The sequence below is a fragment of the Bacillus sp. GZB genome (assembly GCF_001975995.1).
Classification (GTDB): domain Bacteria; phylum Bacillota; class Bacilli; order Bacillales; family Bacillaceae; genus Bacillus; species Bacillus velezensis.
Map to the genome: position 1 here is coordinate 279,178 of NZ_MTQG01000017.1, position 13,985 is coordinate 293,162.

The 13,985-nt window shown below is 49.0% G+C and carries 15 protein-coding genes and 1 pseudogene; 14 read left to right on the forward strand and 2 right to left on the reverse strand.

Annotated elements, in window-relative coordinates; all coding sequences use genetic code 11:
* The first annotated feature begins 24 nt into the window (after positions 1-24).
* The 3 genes from obgE to pheA are packed head-to-tail and all read left to right on the forward strand — an operon-like array spanning position 25 to position 2,681.
* Entirely contained in the window at positions 25-1,311 is a 1,287-nt protein-coding gene (gene obgE / locus BXO87_RS12400; RefSeq protein ID WP_007408172.1) for a GTPase ObgE, read from the forward strand.
* Between the two features lie 55 nt (positions 1,312-1,366).
* Positions 1,367-1,810 carry a transcriptional regulator ThrR gene (gene thrR / locus BXO87_RS12405; protein WP_007408173.1) on the forward strand — a complete coding sequence of 148 codons (444 nt, stop codon included), beginning with the start codon at positions 1,367-1,369 and terminating at the stop codon, positions 1,808-1,810.
* Positions 1,811-1,823: 13 nt separating this feature from the next.
* Complete coding sequence (gene pheA, locus BXO87_RS12410) at positions 1,824-2,681, forward strand: prephenate dehydratase (protein ID WP_038459377.1); 858 nt, start codon at positions 1,824-1,826, stop codon at positions 2,679-2,681.
* A gap of 25 nt (positions 2,682-2,706) precedes the next feature.
* Here pheA and BXO87_RS12415 read toward each other — a convergent pair whose 3' ends face one another.
* Both BXO87_RS12415 and BXO87_RS12420 read right to left on the reverse strand, forming a co-directional pair.
* Entirely contained in the window at positions 2,707-3,249 is a 543-nt protein-coding gene (locus BXO87_RS12415; protein ID WP_038459375.1) for a transcription repressor NadR, read from the reverse strand.
* Positions 3,246-4,397, reverse strand: coding sequence for an IscS subfamily cysteine desulfurase (locus BXO87_RS12420; protein ID WP_007408177.1), 1,152 nt, complete (start codon positions 4,395-4,397; stop codon positions 3,246-3,248). The genes BXO87_RS12415 and BXO87_RS12420 overlap by 4 nt, the downstream gene beginning before the upstream one ends.
* A 104-nt stretch (positions 4,398-4,501) precedes the next feature.
* Between BXO87_RS12420 and nadB the strand changes: the two genes are divergently transcribed.
* The 11 genes and pseudogenes from nadB to queA all read left to right on the forward strand — a co-directional run bounded on the left by nadB (position 4,502) and on the right by queA (position 13,959).
* On the forward strand, positions 4,502-6,067 hold the full coding sequence (nadB, locus tag BXO87_RS12425; RefSeq protein WP_038459373.1) for an L-aspartate oxidase: 1,566 nt from the start codon (positions 4,502-4,504) through the stop codon (positions 6,065-6,067).
* Complete coding sequence (gene nadC, locus BXO87_RS12430; RefSeq protein ID WP_038459370.1) at positions 6,049-6,897, forward strand: carboxylating nicotinate-nucleotide diphosphorylase; 849 nt, start codon at positions 6,049-6,051, stop codon at positions 6,895-6,897. Before nadB ends, nadC begins: the two co-directional genes overlap by 19 nt.
* 1 nt (position 6,898) lies before the next feature.
* Positions 6,899-8,002 carry a quinolinate synthase NadA gene (nadA, locus tag BXO87_RS12435; RefSeq protein ID WP_029326050.1) on the forward strand — a complete coding sequence of 368 codons (1,104 nt, stop codon included), beginning with the start codon at positions 6,899-6,901 and terminating at the stop codon, positions 8,000-8,002.
* Between the two features lie 127 nt (positions 8,003-8,129).
* Entirely contained in the window at positions 8,130-9,320 is a 1,191-nt protein-coding gene (safA, locus tag BXO87_RS12440) for a SafA/ExsA family spore coat assembly protein (protein ID WP_038459368.1), read from the forward strand.
* 147 nt (positions 9,321-9,467) lie between these two features.
* On the forward strand, positions 9,468-10,061 hold the full coding sequence (locus BXO87_RS12445) for a YhcN/YlaJ family sporulation lipoprotein (RefSeq protein ID WP_014721606.1): 594 nt from the start codon (positions 9,468-9,470) through the stop codon (positions 10,059-10,061).
* A 132-nt stretch (positions 10,062-10,193) separates the two neighbouring features.
* On the forward strand, positions 10,194-10,313 hold the full coding sequence (locus BXO87_RS21280; RefSeq protein ID WP_373271687.1) for a hypothetical protein: 120 nt from the start codon (positions 10,194-10,196) through the stop codon (positions 10,311-10,313).
* A gap of 132 nt (positions 10,314-10,445) precedes the next feature.
* Complete coding sequence (locus BXO87_RS12455) at positions 10,446-10,955, forward strand: intercompartmental signaling factor BofC (protein WP_007408184.1); 510 nt, start codon at positions 10,446-10,448, stop codon at positions 10,953-10,955.
* A gap of 135 nt (positions 10,956-11,090) precedes the next feature.
* Positions 11,091-11,696 carry a Holliday junction branch migration protein RuvA gene (gene ruvA, locus BXO87_RS12460; protein WP_003152683.1) on the forward strand — a complete coding sequence of 202 codons (606 nt, stop codon included), beginning with the start codon at positions 11,091-11,093 and terminating at the stop codon, positions 11,694-11,696.
* A gap of 10 nt (positions 11,697-11,706) precedes the next feature.
* Positions 11,707-12,711, forward strand: a complete 1,005-nt coding sequence (gene ruvB, locus BXO87_RS12465; RefSeq protein ID WP_038459363.1) for a Holliday junction branch migration DNA helicase RuvB — start codon at positions 11,707-11,709, stop codon at positions 12,709-12,711.
* A pseudogene (locus BXO87_RS12470) lies at positions 12,704-12,905 on the forward strand (DUF2905 domain-containing protein). Before ruvB ends, BXO87_RS12470 begins: the two are co-directional and overlap by 8 nt.
* A 25-nt stretch (positions 12,906-12,930) precedes the next feature.
* On the forward strand, positions 12,931-13,959 hold the full coding sequence (gene queA, locus BXO87_RS12475) for a tRNA preQ1(34) S-adenosylmethionine ribosyltransferase-isomerase QueA (RefSeq protein ID WP_003152692.1): 1,029 nt from the start codon (positions 12,931-12,933) through the stop codon (positions 13,957-13,959).
* The last annotated feature ends 26 nt before the right edge of the window (positions 13,960-13,985 follow it).

Consider the following 13,985-nt stretch of genomic DNA (forward strand, 5'->3'; position numbering starts at 1 on the left):
TTACGGTTTAGAACGGAGGATATTATGTTTGTAGATCAGGTGAAAGTATATGTAAAAGGCGGCGACGGCGGTAACGGAATGGTTGCGTTCCGCCGTGAAAAATATGTCCCGAAAGGCGGGCCTGCCGGCGGTGACGGAGGTAATGGAGGCGACGTCGTTTTTGAGGTTGATGAAGGACTGCGCACGCTCATGGACTTCCGGTACCAGCGGCATTTCAAAGCGATACGCGGCGAGCACGGCATGTCTAAAAACCAGCACGGCAGAAATGCGGACGATATGGTTGTTAAAGTTCCGCCCGGCACAGTCGTAACGGATGACGATACAAAACAGGTCATTGCCGATCTGACTGAGCACGGGCAGCGCGCCGTCATCGCAAAAGGCGGACGCGGCGGACGCGGAAATACCCGCTTTGCGACACCGGCCAATCCGGCACCGCAGCTGTCAGAGCACGGAGAGCCCGGAAAAGAGCGCTATATCGTGCTTGAACTGAAAGTGCTTGCAGACGTAGGTCTCGTCGGCTTCCCGAGCGTCGGAAAATCTACGCTTCTGTCTGTCGTTTCATCGGCAAAGCCGAAAATCGCCGATTATCATTTTACAACGCTTGTTCCGAATCTGGGCATGGTGGAAACGGATGACGGAAGAAGCTTCGTCATGGCGGATCTGCCTGGTTTGATTGAAGGAGCGCATGAAGGAGTCGGCTTAGGCCACCAATTTCTCCGCCATATCGAACGGACGCGCGTCATCGTTCATGTCATTGACATGTCAGCGATGGAAGGCCGTGATCCGTATGAGGATTATGTGACCATTAATCAGGAGCTCAGTGAATATAATCTGAGGCTGACGGAGCGTCCGCAAATTATCGTTGCGAATAAAATGGACATGCCCGAAGCGGCTGAAAATCTTAAAGCGTTTAAAGAAAAGCTTCAGGATGACCATCCTGTCTTCCCGATCAGCGCGGTGACGAGAGAAGGGCTCCGCGATCTTCTGTTTGAAGTCGCCAACCAGCTGGAAACAACGCCTGAATTCCCGCTGTATGATGAAGAAGAACTGGCGGAAAACCGCGTAATGTACACGATGGAAGACGAAGAAATTCCATTTAACATTACCCGTGATCCGGACGGTGCGTTTGTGCTTTCAGGTGACAGTCTGGAACGCCTCTTTAAAATGACTGACTTCTCCCGTGACGAATCCGTCAAGCGTTTTGCAAGACAGATGCGCGGTATGGGCGTTGATGAAGCGCTCAGAGAACGCGGTGCTAAAGACGGCGATATCATCCGGCTTCTGGAATTTGAATTTGAATTTATTGATTAAAAAAAAACGGAGAGCTTGCATTGCAGGCTCTCTGATGTAAAAGGGAGGGGTGCAGGTGAAAGAAGAGACATTTTATTTAGTGCGTGAAGACGTTCTGCCTGATGCGATGCGGAAAACCCTTGAAGTCAAAAAGCTGCTGGACAGAAAAAAGGCTGAATCGGTTGCAGATGCCGTGCAGAAAGTTGATTTAAGCAGAAGCGCTTTTTACAAATACCGAGATGCGGTTTTCCCTTTTTACACGATGGTTAAAGAACAAATAATCACACTTTTCTTTCATTTGGAGGATCGGTCAGGCGCGTTATCCCAGCTTTTGCAGGCGGTGGCTGACTCAGGAAGCAACGTGCTTTCCATTCACCAGACGATTCCGCTTCAGGGCAGGGCGAATGTCACGCTCTCAATCAGTACGTCCGCAATGGAAGAAAACATTCATACGTTAATGAATAAACTGAGAAAATTTGATTTTATAGAAAAAGTTGAGATCTTAGGGTCAGGCGCGTAAGGAGAGAAGAGACATGAAAGTCGGTTATTTAGGGCCAGAAGCCACATTTACACATCTAGCAGTCAGTTCCTGCTTTCAAAACAGCGTGACACAAGCACCTTATCAAACAATACCGGCATGCATGGATGCGGCGGTTGCGGGAGAAGTTGATCTTGCATTTGTTCCTTTGGAAAACGCGCTGGAGGGCTCGGTTAACTTAACGATTGACTACTTGATTCATGAGCAGCCTCTTGCGATCGTGGGGGAAATGACGCTGCCGATTCACCAGCATCTGCTCGTTCACCCTTCGAGAGAAAATGAGTGGAAAAAGCTTGAGAAAATTTATTCTCATTCCCATGCGATTGCGCAATGCCACAAATTTCTTCACCGGCATTTTTCGTCCATTCCTTATGAGTATGCGAAGTCAACAGGTGCGGCTGCCAAGTATGTCAGTGAGCATTCGGACCTTCCGATCGGCGTGATTGCAAATGAAATGGCCGCCGCTACATACGGATTGAGCATCGTGAAGCGGGATATTCAGGATTATCAGGACAACCACACGAGATTTGTCATTCTTTCGCCTGAAAAAGACGTCTCATTCGAAGTGAATGCGAAACTGTCTTCACGGCCGAAAACGACGATGATGGTAACGCTTCCCCAAGATGACCAATCAGGTGCGCTGCACAGGGTGCTGTCCGCTTTTTCATGGAGAAACCTGAATTTATCAAAGATCGAATCGCGCCCGACAAAAACGGGTCTCGGCAACTATTTCTTTATTATTGATATTGAACAGGCGATGGATCAGGTTCTCATTCCCGGTGCCGTTCAAGAGATGGAAGCCCTCGGCTGCCGGGTCAAGCTTCTGGGAACATATCAATCCTATTCGATATAAAAAAAGCCCTTCAGGGGGCTTTTTTTTAATCTTTTATTAAAATACCCGCGTCGTCCAGCGCTTGGCAGGCTTGGTCAATCCGCTCTTTTGTCGGGGCGCTTAACGTATGGAGGTGCACGCCTTCGGTCAGCTGTGAAAGGTAAGCGGCATTTGTCGAGTTAATGTGATCCATGAATTGTTTGACTTCTTTCCGTGTGCTGACTCTTATGGCGGCGGTTAAATCGCCGTATACAGGGTGTTCAATAATGACGTCCTTTATGGTGACGCCTTCATCGACAATGAGTTCAAGCTCTTCTTCCGTCCGCTCCGGGCCGTGCAGACAGGCGACAATCCGTTCGGCGTTATTTCCGCCGCCGGCATTCATGCTGATGTATAAGTAGCCTTGGCTCGTCGCGATGATCGGCTCGTTTTTTGCTTTCAAGAGTGATATGTCCTGCACGATCACCTGTCTTGAGACATTTGCTTTTTTTGCCAATTCGCCTCCTGTTAATGGCGAGCCGGCTTCTTTCAGCCAATGAAGCAGCATGTCGCGTCTTTTCTCCCCAGTAAGCTTCGTTCCTTCTGTCAAATTGCTGATTCTCCTTTCTTTTGCTCCCATAGCGCCGTAAATGTATGTATCAGCATATCGAGCTGTTCACATGTTGTTTCGTTTCCGAATGAGATCCGGAAAAACTGCCGCGCTTCCCGTTCGGTTTTTCTCAGCGCCTTCATAGCTGAAGAAGGGCCGTGGCTGCCGGCGGAACATGCGCTCCCGGTTGAGATGCAAATATCGTTACGATTACATTCTAACATAATATATTGTCCTTCAAAGGAGTGAAAAAAACACCCGACAATGTGGGGCAGGCATTCACCGCCGGTTTCTTCCTCTGAAAATGAAATGGGGAGGCCTTGACGCCGAATTTGGTCATACAAATAATTCCTCAGCCTGTCAGCATGCTCACGGTGTTCCTCCATATGTTTCACTGCATACTCCGCAGCAGCGGTAAAAGCGCCGATGGCCGGTACATTCACCGTACCGGGCCTGAACCCGTTTTCATGCACGGTATGCGGATAAACCGGGTTCCAGCTGACACCGGGCCGAATGTAAACAGCCCCGGTGCCTTTCGGGCCGTATACTTTATGACCGGAGACGGAAAGGGCGTCGATTCCCGCCTGATCCGCATCAATCGGCAGTTTGCCGAAACTTTGAACACAATCGCAATGCAGCAAAATGTTTCTCTGGTGAAGAAAAGCGGCCAGACGATTCACAGGCTGGATGAGGCCGGTTTCTGAATTGGCGTGCTGTATGGAAACGAGCCCCGTGTCAGGACGGATATGAGCCGCCAGTATGTCTTCGGTTATAAGGCCGTTTTCGTCGGGATATATGATGGTGACATCAATTCCCCGGTCAGCTAAAAACGCAGCGGCATTATGGATCGAATGGTGTTCCATTGCGGTCGTAATAAAATGTTTTTTGTGGTCGGGCAGACCGTGCAGCAATGATTGGACGGCCAAGATGTTCGCTTCCGTTCCGCCGCTTGTAAAGTAAATGCCGTCTGCCGCTCCGCCGATCAATTTTCCTGCAGAATGTCTGCAATATTCCAGCACGTCCGCCGCTCTTCCTCCGGCGTCATGAAGGCTGCTTGCATTGCCGTATACCTCTGTGCTGAGATGCTGAAAGACTTTCGCGGCTTCTTTGCTTAAAGGCGCTCCCGCCGCGTAATCAAGATAAATCATACAGCCCGTCTCCTATCCGTTTATGTTAAAAAAAAGCTTGAGTTTATTTTATCGTTGTGTAAATATAGGTGTCAAGACAGGTGTAAATAACAGGAGGGTGATGTATGTCTGAAAAAACAATTATCGTCATTGGTTCGGGGACGGCGGCCCTTGCCTGTGCTTCCTCATTTCCTCCGTCATACCAAGTGACCGTCATCACAAAGAGAAGCGTAACGAACAGCAATTCGCATTATGCTCAAGGCGGGATTGCTGTTTCATACGCAAAAGATGACTCTATAGAATCCCATGTGAACGATACACTGTATGCGGGATGCGGACACAATGACGTGACAGCCGTGCGGCATTTGCTGAAAAGCGGACAGAGCATGATAAACAGGCTGATAGAAGGCCATTTCCCTTTTGATACAAAGTCGGACGGAACGTTTTGTCTCGGCAGGGAAGGCGCTCATTCGAAAAGGAGGATTCTGCACGCCGGGGGAGATGCGACCGGACGGATGTTGGTTGAGTTTCTGGTTCAGCAGCTGAGGGACGGCATACGGATCATTGAACACGAGACGGTTGTTGATCTTCTGATTGAACACGGACGATGCGCAGGCGTTGCCGTAATGGATGCTTCAGGCGCTGTTTCTTACAGAAGAGCGGATTGTGTAGTGCTTGCATCAGGCGGCTGCGGCAGTTTGTACCAATATCACACAAATGATTCCGCCATAACGGGAGACGGCATCGCTCTTGCCTTCCGCGCTGGAGCTGAGATCACGGATATGGAGTTCACCCAGTTCCACCCGACCCTCCTTGTGAAAAACGGGACTGTGTACGGCCTGATTTCTGAAGCAGTGAGAGGAGAAGGCGGATATTTAGCGGATCGCTTCGGGCGCAGGATCATGGCTGGCAGACACGCGCTAGAAGATTTGGCGCCCCGGGATGTGGTTTCACGGGCGATTTATGAAGAAATGATGAAAGAAAATCCTGTTTTTATAAATTGCAGCAGAATAGCCGATTTTAAGAAACGTTTTCCGACCATAACAGGTATTTGTCAAACAGCCGGTGTTGATCTTGAAAGCGGGATTCCTGTAGCACCCGGAATGCATTTTTTAATGGGCGGAGTAAAAGCCGATACCTGGGGGAAAACGTCCGTGCCTGATTTGTACGCCATAGGCGAGACCGCCTGCACAGGCTTGCACGGGGCGAACCGCCTTGCGAGCAACTCACTGCTGGAAGCGCTGGCAAGCGGGCAACGATGTGCTGAACATATCACTCAAACGCCGTTAAACGGAAGATATAAAAAAACCCCGAAGAAATCTGACGTCATCTTAGAAGTGCCGGACACATCGCTTCATGTGCTCCAAGCCAAAATGACAACCGGAGCGGGCATCGTCAGGGATAAAGAAAACATGCAGGCGCTGGCATCCTGGCTTAACAACGTATCTGTGCGTCATATAAATGTGAAGGATATCACAATAGAACAAGCCGAGCTATCCTGCCTATGGAAGACTGCGCAACTTGTTGTGACCTCAGCCCTTATTCGGGAAGAAAGCAGGGGCGCTCATTTTCGCGCTGATTTTCCCGGGACGGAGAAAGAGTGGCACGGAAAACAAATCATTCATTCAACATCTGGAACAGTTATCAGAAAAAACGAAAGGATTGGGGAACTATGGACATTCTGCAGCTGAAACAAATGCTGACTTATTTTTTTCAGGAAGATATCGGAACGGGTGATGCGACGTCACAAGCGATTTTTTCTGATCAGCAATGTAAAGCGCGAATCATCGCAAAAACAGACGGCGTGTTTGCCGGAGAAGCCGTTATCCGTGAAGGATGGAAGCTTTTACACGATGACATCCGCATCCGCTCCCTGAAAAAAGACGGAGAACGGATGAAAAAAGGAGACGTGCTGGCTGAAATGGAAGGCCAGGCGGCGGCTCTTCTTACGGGGGAGCGGGTCATTCTGAATCTCATACAAAGAATGTCAGGCATTGCGACACTGACGGATGAGGCCAAAAGGCGTCTTGATGATCAGTCCATTAAGATTTGTGATACGAGAAAAACGACACCTGGGCTCAGAATGCTGGAAAAATACGCCGTTCGGGTCGGAGGCGGCTTTAATCATCGCTTCGGCTTATATGACGGCATCATGATAAAAGATAATCATATTGCCGCCTGCGGATCGATAAAGGCGGCCGTGGAGCGGGCAAGAAAAACGGCGGGGCAGATGCTTGCGGTGGAAGTCGAAATCGAATCCGAACAGCAGCTGCTCGAGGCAATAGAAGCGGGCGCAGACGTTATTATGTTTGACAACTGTCCGCCTGAGTCCGTCCGGCGTTTTGCAGCCATGACACCGGGACATATCAAAACGGAAGCATCCGGAGGCATAACGCTCGACACATTGCCCGCTTTTAAAGGAACGGGCGTCCAATATATTTCACTCGGATTTCTGACTCATTCAGTAAAAAGCGCAGACATCAGCATGGATGTTGAGGCTGCGGAACAGGGGGATTTTTAAGATGTCTATTTTTGACGTGCTAACTGCATCAGCCGAAATGATGCCGAGCCATTATAAAGACATGAGCACCGGAGAAATGGAAAAGCGGGTCGCCGCCATTAAACGGGCTTTCGGAAAGCGTCTGTTCATTCCGGGGCATCACTATCAAAAAGACGAAGTAATACAATTCGCCGATACGGCAGGTGACTCCCTGCAGCTTGCTCAAGTGGCAGAAAAAAATAAAGAGGCGGAATATATTGTATTTTGCGGCGTGCATTTTATGGCGGAAACCGCTGATATGCTGACTGATGATAACCAAACCGTCATTTTGCCCGACATGCGCGCCGGATGCTCGATGGCTGATATGGCAGATATTCAGCAGACGGACAAAGCATGGCAAGAGCTTCAAGAACTGTACGGTAACACCATCATTCCGTTAACATATGTTAACTCGACGGCGGAAATTAAAGCATTCGTCGGACGGCACGGGGGAGCGACCGTCACCTCTTCGAATGCCCGGAGTGTGCTGAAATGGGCTTTTAAACAAAAAGAGAGAATTTTATTTTTGCCGGATCAGCATTTAGGCAGAAATACGGCCTATGACCTCGGCATTCCGCTGACAGAAATGGCTGTATGGGACCCGGTGCAGAACCGATTGCTTACTGACCATCCGGAAAACATTAAGGTTATCCTTTGGAAAGGGCATTGCTCCGTACACGAAAAGTTTACAGCGGAAAATATTTCTCAGCTGCGGCAGCGGGATTCCGGCATCCGCATTATTGTTCATCCGGAATGTTCGCGGGAAGTGGTCTCGCTCAGTGACGACAGCGGGTCTACCAAATACATTATTGATACGATCGAACAGGCTGAACCGGGAAGCAAATGGGCGATCGGCACGGAAATGAATCTTGTTCAGCGCCTCATTCAATCGCATCCGGATAAACAGATTGAATCATTGAATCCCGATATGTGTCCGTGTCTGACAATGAACAGAATCGACCTGCCGCATTTATTGTGGTCGCTTGAGCAGCTTGAAAAAGGCGAGCCGAAGGGTGTCATTAAAGTTCCTGAAGCGGTTCGGACAGAAGCGCTTCGTGCTTTGAACAGAATGCTGAGTCATACGTAATTATAAAAAATTCCCCTCCTTCCCAAAATTTTTTATCATCATGCCCAGTCCACCGGCATATAGTGTGAAGAAACGTATTGTAATGACAAATGTACCGTTCACGTTTTGTGCATAGGAGGGGAAAACGTTGAAAATTCATATCGTTCAAAAAGGCGATTCGCTCTGGAAAATAGCTGAAAAATACGGAGTTGATCTTGAAGAGCTAAAAAAACTGAATCATCAGCTTAGCAATCCAGACTTAATTATGCCTGGAATGAAGATAAAGGTGCCTTCAGAAGCCGTTCCGGTCAGAAAAGAACCTAAGGCCGGCTTCGGAACGTCTGCGCATAAGCATGAGCATCCATATGCCAAAGAAAAACCGAAATCAGTTGTGGACATTGAAGACACCATACCGGAAGAACCAAAGCCGTCAATTCCGTATGTGCCGCCAATCCCTGAAAAGCATGAAAATGTGCTGCCGGAAGCTGATATGAACCAATATTACCCGTCCAATCAGCTGTTTCAGCCGTGGTCGCCTCCTAAGCCGGAGGAACCGGTGACACATTTTGTCGAGCCGAAAGAAAAAGAGCATGACAATAACATTCCACAACAGGAGGAAATGATCAACATGGAAAACGCGAATTACCCGAATATGCCAAAGGCGCCTGAAGCCGGAAAGATGGAAGAAGAAAACGCCGCTTATCATCTGCCGAATATGCCAAACATTCCGAATGTCCCGTTTCCGAATATGCCGGCCGTTGAACCGCCTTTTATGCATTACCCGATGCCGTGCATGCCTTGTCCTTGTCCGGTTCCGGTGACACCGATGCTGCCGGGTTCTGGATTATGCCACCCTTGCTTCCCGGTAGGCGGAGGTTTCGGCGGTTTTGGAGGAGGTTTTGGAGGCTTTCCGGTAATGCCGATGCCGTTACCGTACGGATTCCATCATCCGGGATTTGGGCCGCACGCGGGTTACGGTGAATATGAAAACCAGGCCCATGAAAATGCAGAGCATTATGATGGTTCTGCATCTGGTTTCGGCGGTGCTCCTTACGGTCAAATGCCGTATTACGGCGGATATTCGTCACATTACGCAAACGCACCTCATCATGATGGAAAATATAAGGATGATGATTGCGGCTGCCATGATTCACATCATCACCATCATCACCACCACGGTTCACATCACCATCACGCAAATATGCCTGTGCAGCCGTATCCGAATATGGGTGCAAACGCAGGACATTTTATGCCTTACGGCGGAGGAAATCCCAATGTCGCGCCGAATCAGCCGAGTCCAAATCAAGTATTCGGACGGCCGGAGGAAGAAGAAGATTAATGTTTCGGGACGATGTATGTCGTTCCTTTTTTTATGTCCAACTGAGGAATGGACATAACTGACAAGCTTAAACCCGCCGCCCGCCGCACATCCTAAACATGAGCGGAAAACGCTCAAACAGCGATGAATCCACGGGGGGTTTTTCCATTGGGTAAAAAACTGATGACGATCGCGGGCGTTTTAGCCGTGACGGCAAGCTTAACGGCATGCGGAGCAAATAATGCCATGAATGACGGACGCTACAATCAGTCAACACGTCCGGTCGGATATTATTCGAATGACAATGGTAACGGCAGAGGCCAGTACGGAATGGACCATCAAGGACCCGTTTCTGAAATGATGGAAAACCGAAACGGCCGTCATAATACGACAAACGTGTCCGACCAGTACGCGCCTAATGACGGGGTTCCGTTAACGACGGACGGCACATATAACGGCCGAAATGTCAATACGCCGCCGGCAGCAATGTCTTATAATGGGTATGACAACGCCGAAAACATCAGGTTGGCAGCAAAAGTTGCAAACCGCGTGAAAAAAGTAAAAGGCGTACAGGATAGTCAGGTCATCGTGACTGACACGAGAGTCGTCATTGCCGTCAGAACAAATCATCCTTTTACGAAAAATGATGATAAACATGTCAAACATGCGGCCAAAAAATTCGCGGACGGCCGTACAATTCAAGTGTTTACCGACAACGCTACTTTTACAAAGCTGCAAGACATGAACAGAAACAGCCGTTAAACGGACTGCCGGATGATTTCATCCGGCAGTATTTTTATGGATAAATCTTCATCATTTCTTTACATATTCTTAAAACACTCTTTATATTGCGGTGTTAACATAAAAGTAATAAAACGTAACGGAGGGGCCGGGATGAAAAAAACGGAGCATGACAAAAGCCGCGGAGTAAAAACTGTGTATCTGACCGTAAGGGGATACCGGCTCAAACTGACGCCCGGACAAATGAAACTGATTTCAGCCGGCCGGGCATAATCATCGAGGCAGCCCTCATATAGAGGCTGCTTTTTTTCGGCCTGAAACAGACAAATGAAAGAAAACGATTAAGCACCGGCATCTTTGGTCAAACTAGCATCAAGAGTTTGATTGAATAAAGAGGTGTTATTGGTGAAACGAATTTGCGGTGCGCGTCTATTGTTTATGCTTATCTTATCAGCTGCGGCCCTGATTTGCGGAGGAAAAGGCGCATACGGGGCGGAGGTCGAGCATTACGGGCCGCTTCGGGTGCATGTCCAGCTGGAAAAGGTCTATCTTGACGGTGATGTCGGCATTGAACATACGGATGAAACCGTTTTAGCGATGGAGGATTTTTGGGCCGCATACGCCGGCTGGACGCTCGTTGAGCAGAAAAAAGGCTTCGTCCTTTTCCGTAAGCATGTTGATGACATTTCTCCGCTCAGTAAGGTTAACGGTTATATCGGCGTCACGGACGGAGGCGTCATCTCCACTTTTCACGGCCGTCCCGGATCGCTGGCCGAGCCGATTCAGTCTTTCTTTCAGATTGATATAGAAAGGCTGGAAAGCCGATTGCAAAAGCACTTGGAACACGGCATACCGTACAGGACAAAAGCGGAGTTTGAGAGCGTGATCGATCATATTAAGACTTACAGCGGCTGACTTTGACGCAAGACATGTGACACATGTCTTTTTTTTTCTGAATGGAAGGTGTCAAAGCGAACATACGTTAACTTTTCTATAAGACTTTGGCTGTTTTTGTGTTACAATGATAAGCAGTCAAAGAGGTGAATAGGTGTGATTGAATTCGTGAAGGGGACGATTGATTACGTATCTCCCCAATACATCGTGATTGAAAACGGCGGAATCGGCTATCAGGTCTTCACTCCGAATCCGTTTATTTATAAGGTAAGCAATCAAGAGACCATTTTTACGTATCATCATATAAAAGAAGACGCCTTTTCTTTGTACGGTTTTTCAACCCGGGAAGAAAAAGCGCTTTTCACAAAGCTGCTGAACGTCACCGGCATCGGGCCTAAAGGGGCGCTCGCCATCCTCGGTTCCGGTGATCCCGGAGCTGTCATCGAAGCGATCGAACAGGAAGATGAAGCCTTTTTGGTGAAATTTCCGGGTGTGGGCAAAAAAACGGCGCGGCAGATTATTCTTGATTTAAAAGGCAAACTGGCCGACGTCGTGCCTGAAATGATTGACAACCTGTTCAATCATGAAGCGCGCATTGAAAAACAAGAGGCTGAAACGGCGCTTGACGAGGCGCTTGAAGCGCTCCGGGTTCTCGGCTACGCCGAAAAAGAAATTAAAAAAGTGCTTCCTCACTTAAAAGAGGAAACGGCGCTTTCAACAGATCAATATGTGAAAAAAGCATTGCAAAAATTATTAAAGTAAGGTGATGTTCATGGATGAACGGCTCGTTTCAAGTGAAGCAGACAGCCATGAATCAATAATCGAGCAAAGCCTCAGGCCGCAGAATCTCGCCCAGTATATCGGCCAAAAGAAGGTGAAAGAAAATCTGCGCGTGTTTATCGATGCGGCGAAAATGAGGCAGGAAACGCTGGACCACGTTCTTTTATATGGGCCTCCGGGTCTCGGGAAAACAACGCTTGCGTCTATCGTGGCCAATGAGATGGGTGTGGAGATGCGGACGACGTCAGGTCCCGCCATCGAAAGACCGGGAGATTTGGCAGCCATTTTGACGGCGCTCGAACCAGGGGATGTGCTGTTTATAGACGAAATTCACAGGCTGAACCGCTCAATTGAGGAAGTGCTGTACCCGGCGATGGAGGATTTCTGCCTTGATATCGTCATTGGAAAAGGCCCGTCCGCCCGCTCCGTCCGTCTCGACCTTCCCCCTTTTACGCTTGTAGGAGCGACGACAAGGGTCGGATTATTGACCGCACCGCTCAGAGACCGGTTCGGGGTGCTGTCGCGCCTTGAATACTATACGCAGGAAGAGCTGACAGATATCGTGTCAAGAACGGCTGACGTTTTTGAAGTGGATATCGAAGAAGCTCCGGCTCTGGAAATCGCCAGACGGTCAAGGGGAACGCCGCGGGTTGCAAACCGGCTTCTCAGAAGGGTGAGAGATTTTGCCCAGGTGCTCGGCGACAGCCGCATCACGGAAGAAATCGCTCACGATGCGCTCGAACGTCTTCAAGTCGATGCGCTCGGCCTCGATCATATCGACCATAAGCTGCTGATGGGCATGATCGAAAAATTCAGCGGCGGTCCCGTCGGCCTTGATACGATTTCCGCGACAATCGGCGAAGAACCGCATACAATAGAGGATGTGTACGAACCGTATCTGCTGCAGATCGGATTTCTCCAGAGGACGCCGAGGGGACGGGTCGTGACTCGGGCAGTGTATGAACATTTTCGATTGGAGGCGCCCGCCCGTGACTGATTTTCCGAAGGTTCTCATGGTTCTCGGTGCCGTTTTGCTTATTGCCGGCGCAGTCTGGCACTTTGTCGGAAGGCTGCCCGGAGATATTTTCGTTAAGAAGGGAAATGTTACATTTTTCTTTCCCCGTTGTCACTTGTATTGTGATCAGTGTGATACTATCCATTCTGCTTAATTTTTTCGGCAGAATGAAATAACAATAGACAGAATTAAGGTGAAATGATGAAAGTCGATTTATTTGATTTTGAACTGCCTGAACGCCTCATTGCCCAAGTGCCGCTGAAAGAGCGTGACGCATCGCGGCTGATGGTGCTCGACAAACAGACGGGCGGGCTGACGGACAGTTCATTTAAAGAGATTGTAAGCTTTTTTAATGAAGGGGATTGCCTCGTCTTGAACAATACCCGTGTGCTGCCTGCAAGATTATTCGGCACAAAAGAAGATACGGGGGCGAAAGTGGAGCTTCTGTTATTAAAACAGGAAGAAAACGATACATGGGAAACGCTCGTAAAGCCGGCGAAACGCGTAAAAAAAGGAACGGTCCTGACATTTGGCGACGGCCGGCTGACAGCGGTCTGCACGGAGGAGCTTGATCACGGAGGCAGAAAAATAGAATTCCGGTATGACGGGATTTTTTACGAAGTGCTTGAATCACTCGGTGAAATGCCGCTGCCTCCTTATATTAAAGAGCAGCTTGATGATAAAGAACGGTATCAGACCGTCTTTTCAAAAGAAATCGGATCTGCCGCAGCTCCGACGGCCGGACTTCATTTTACGGAAGAGATTCTGGACGAGCTGAAGCAAAAGGGTGTGCGGATTGAATTTATCACACTTCATGTGGGACTCGGCACATTCCGCCCGGTCAGTGCGGATGATGTGGAAGAGCATAACATGCACGCGGAATTTTATGAAATGACGGAAGAAACCGCCGCCTCTTTAAACGAGGTCAGAAAGGCGGGAGGGCGCATCGTGTCGGTCGGGACGACATCAACGCGCACCCTGGAAACCATTGCCGGCGAGCATGACGGCGTATTTACAGCTTCAAGCGGCTGGACGTCCATCTTCATTTATCCGGGATATGAATTTAAAGCGATTGACGGCATGATCACCAATTTTCATTTGCCGAAATCTTCGCTTATCATGCTCGTTTCTGCGCTTGCCGGCAGAGAGCATGTTCTTTCCGCCTACCGTCATGCGGTAGAAGAGGAATATCGTTTCTTCAGCTTTGGCGACGCCATGCTGATTATCTAATTTGAATGACAGGAGGCCTCATACAA

Bases quoted from the DNA above. Each gene is read 5' to 3' on its own strand.
- nadC (WP_038459370.1), top strand. From the start codon at position 6,049: ATGGACATTCTGCAGCTGAAACAAATGCTGACTTATTTTTTTCAGGAA.
- BXO87_RS12420 (WP_007408177.1), bottom strand. From the start codon at position 4,397: ATGATTTATCTTGATTACGCGGCGGGAGCGCCTTTAAGCAAAGAAGCC.
- ruvB (WP_038459363.1), top strand. From the start codon at position 11,707: ATGGATGAACGGCTCGTTTCAAGTGAAGCAGACAGCCATGAATCAATA.
- nadB (WP_038459373.1), top strand. From the start codon at position 4,502: ATGTCTGAAAAAACAATTATCGTCATTGGTTCGGGGACGGCGGCCCTT.
- obgE (WP_007408172.1), top strand. From the start codon at position 25: ATGTTTGTAGATCAGGTGAAAGTATATGTAAAAGGCGGCGACGGCGGT.
- pheA (WP_038459377.1), top strand. From the start codon at position 1,824: ATGAAAGTCGGTTATTTAGGGCCAGAAGCCACATTTACACATCTAGCA.
- nadA (WP_029326050.1), top strand. From the start codon at position 6,899: ATGTCTATTTTTGACGTGCTAACTGCATCAGCCGAAATGATGCCGAGC.
- BXO87_RS21280 (WP_373271687.1), top strand. From the start codon at position 10,194: ATGAAAAAAACGGAGCATGACAAAAGCCGCGGAGTAAAAACTGTGTAT.
- queA (WP_003152692.1), top strand. From the start codon at position 12,931: ATGAAAGTCGATTTATTTGATTTTGAACTGCCTGAACGCCTCATTGCC.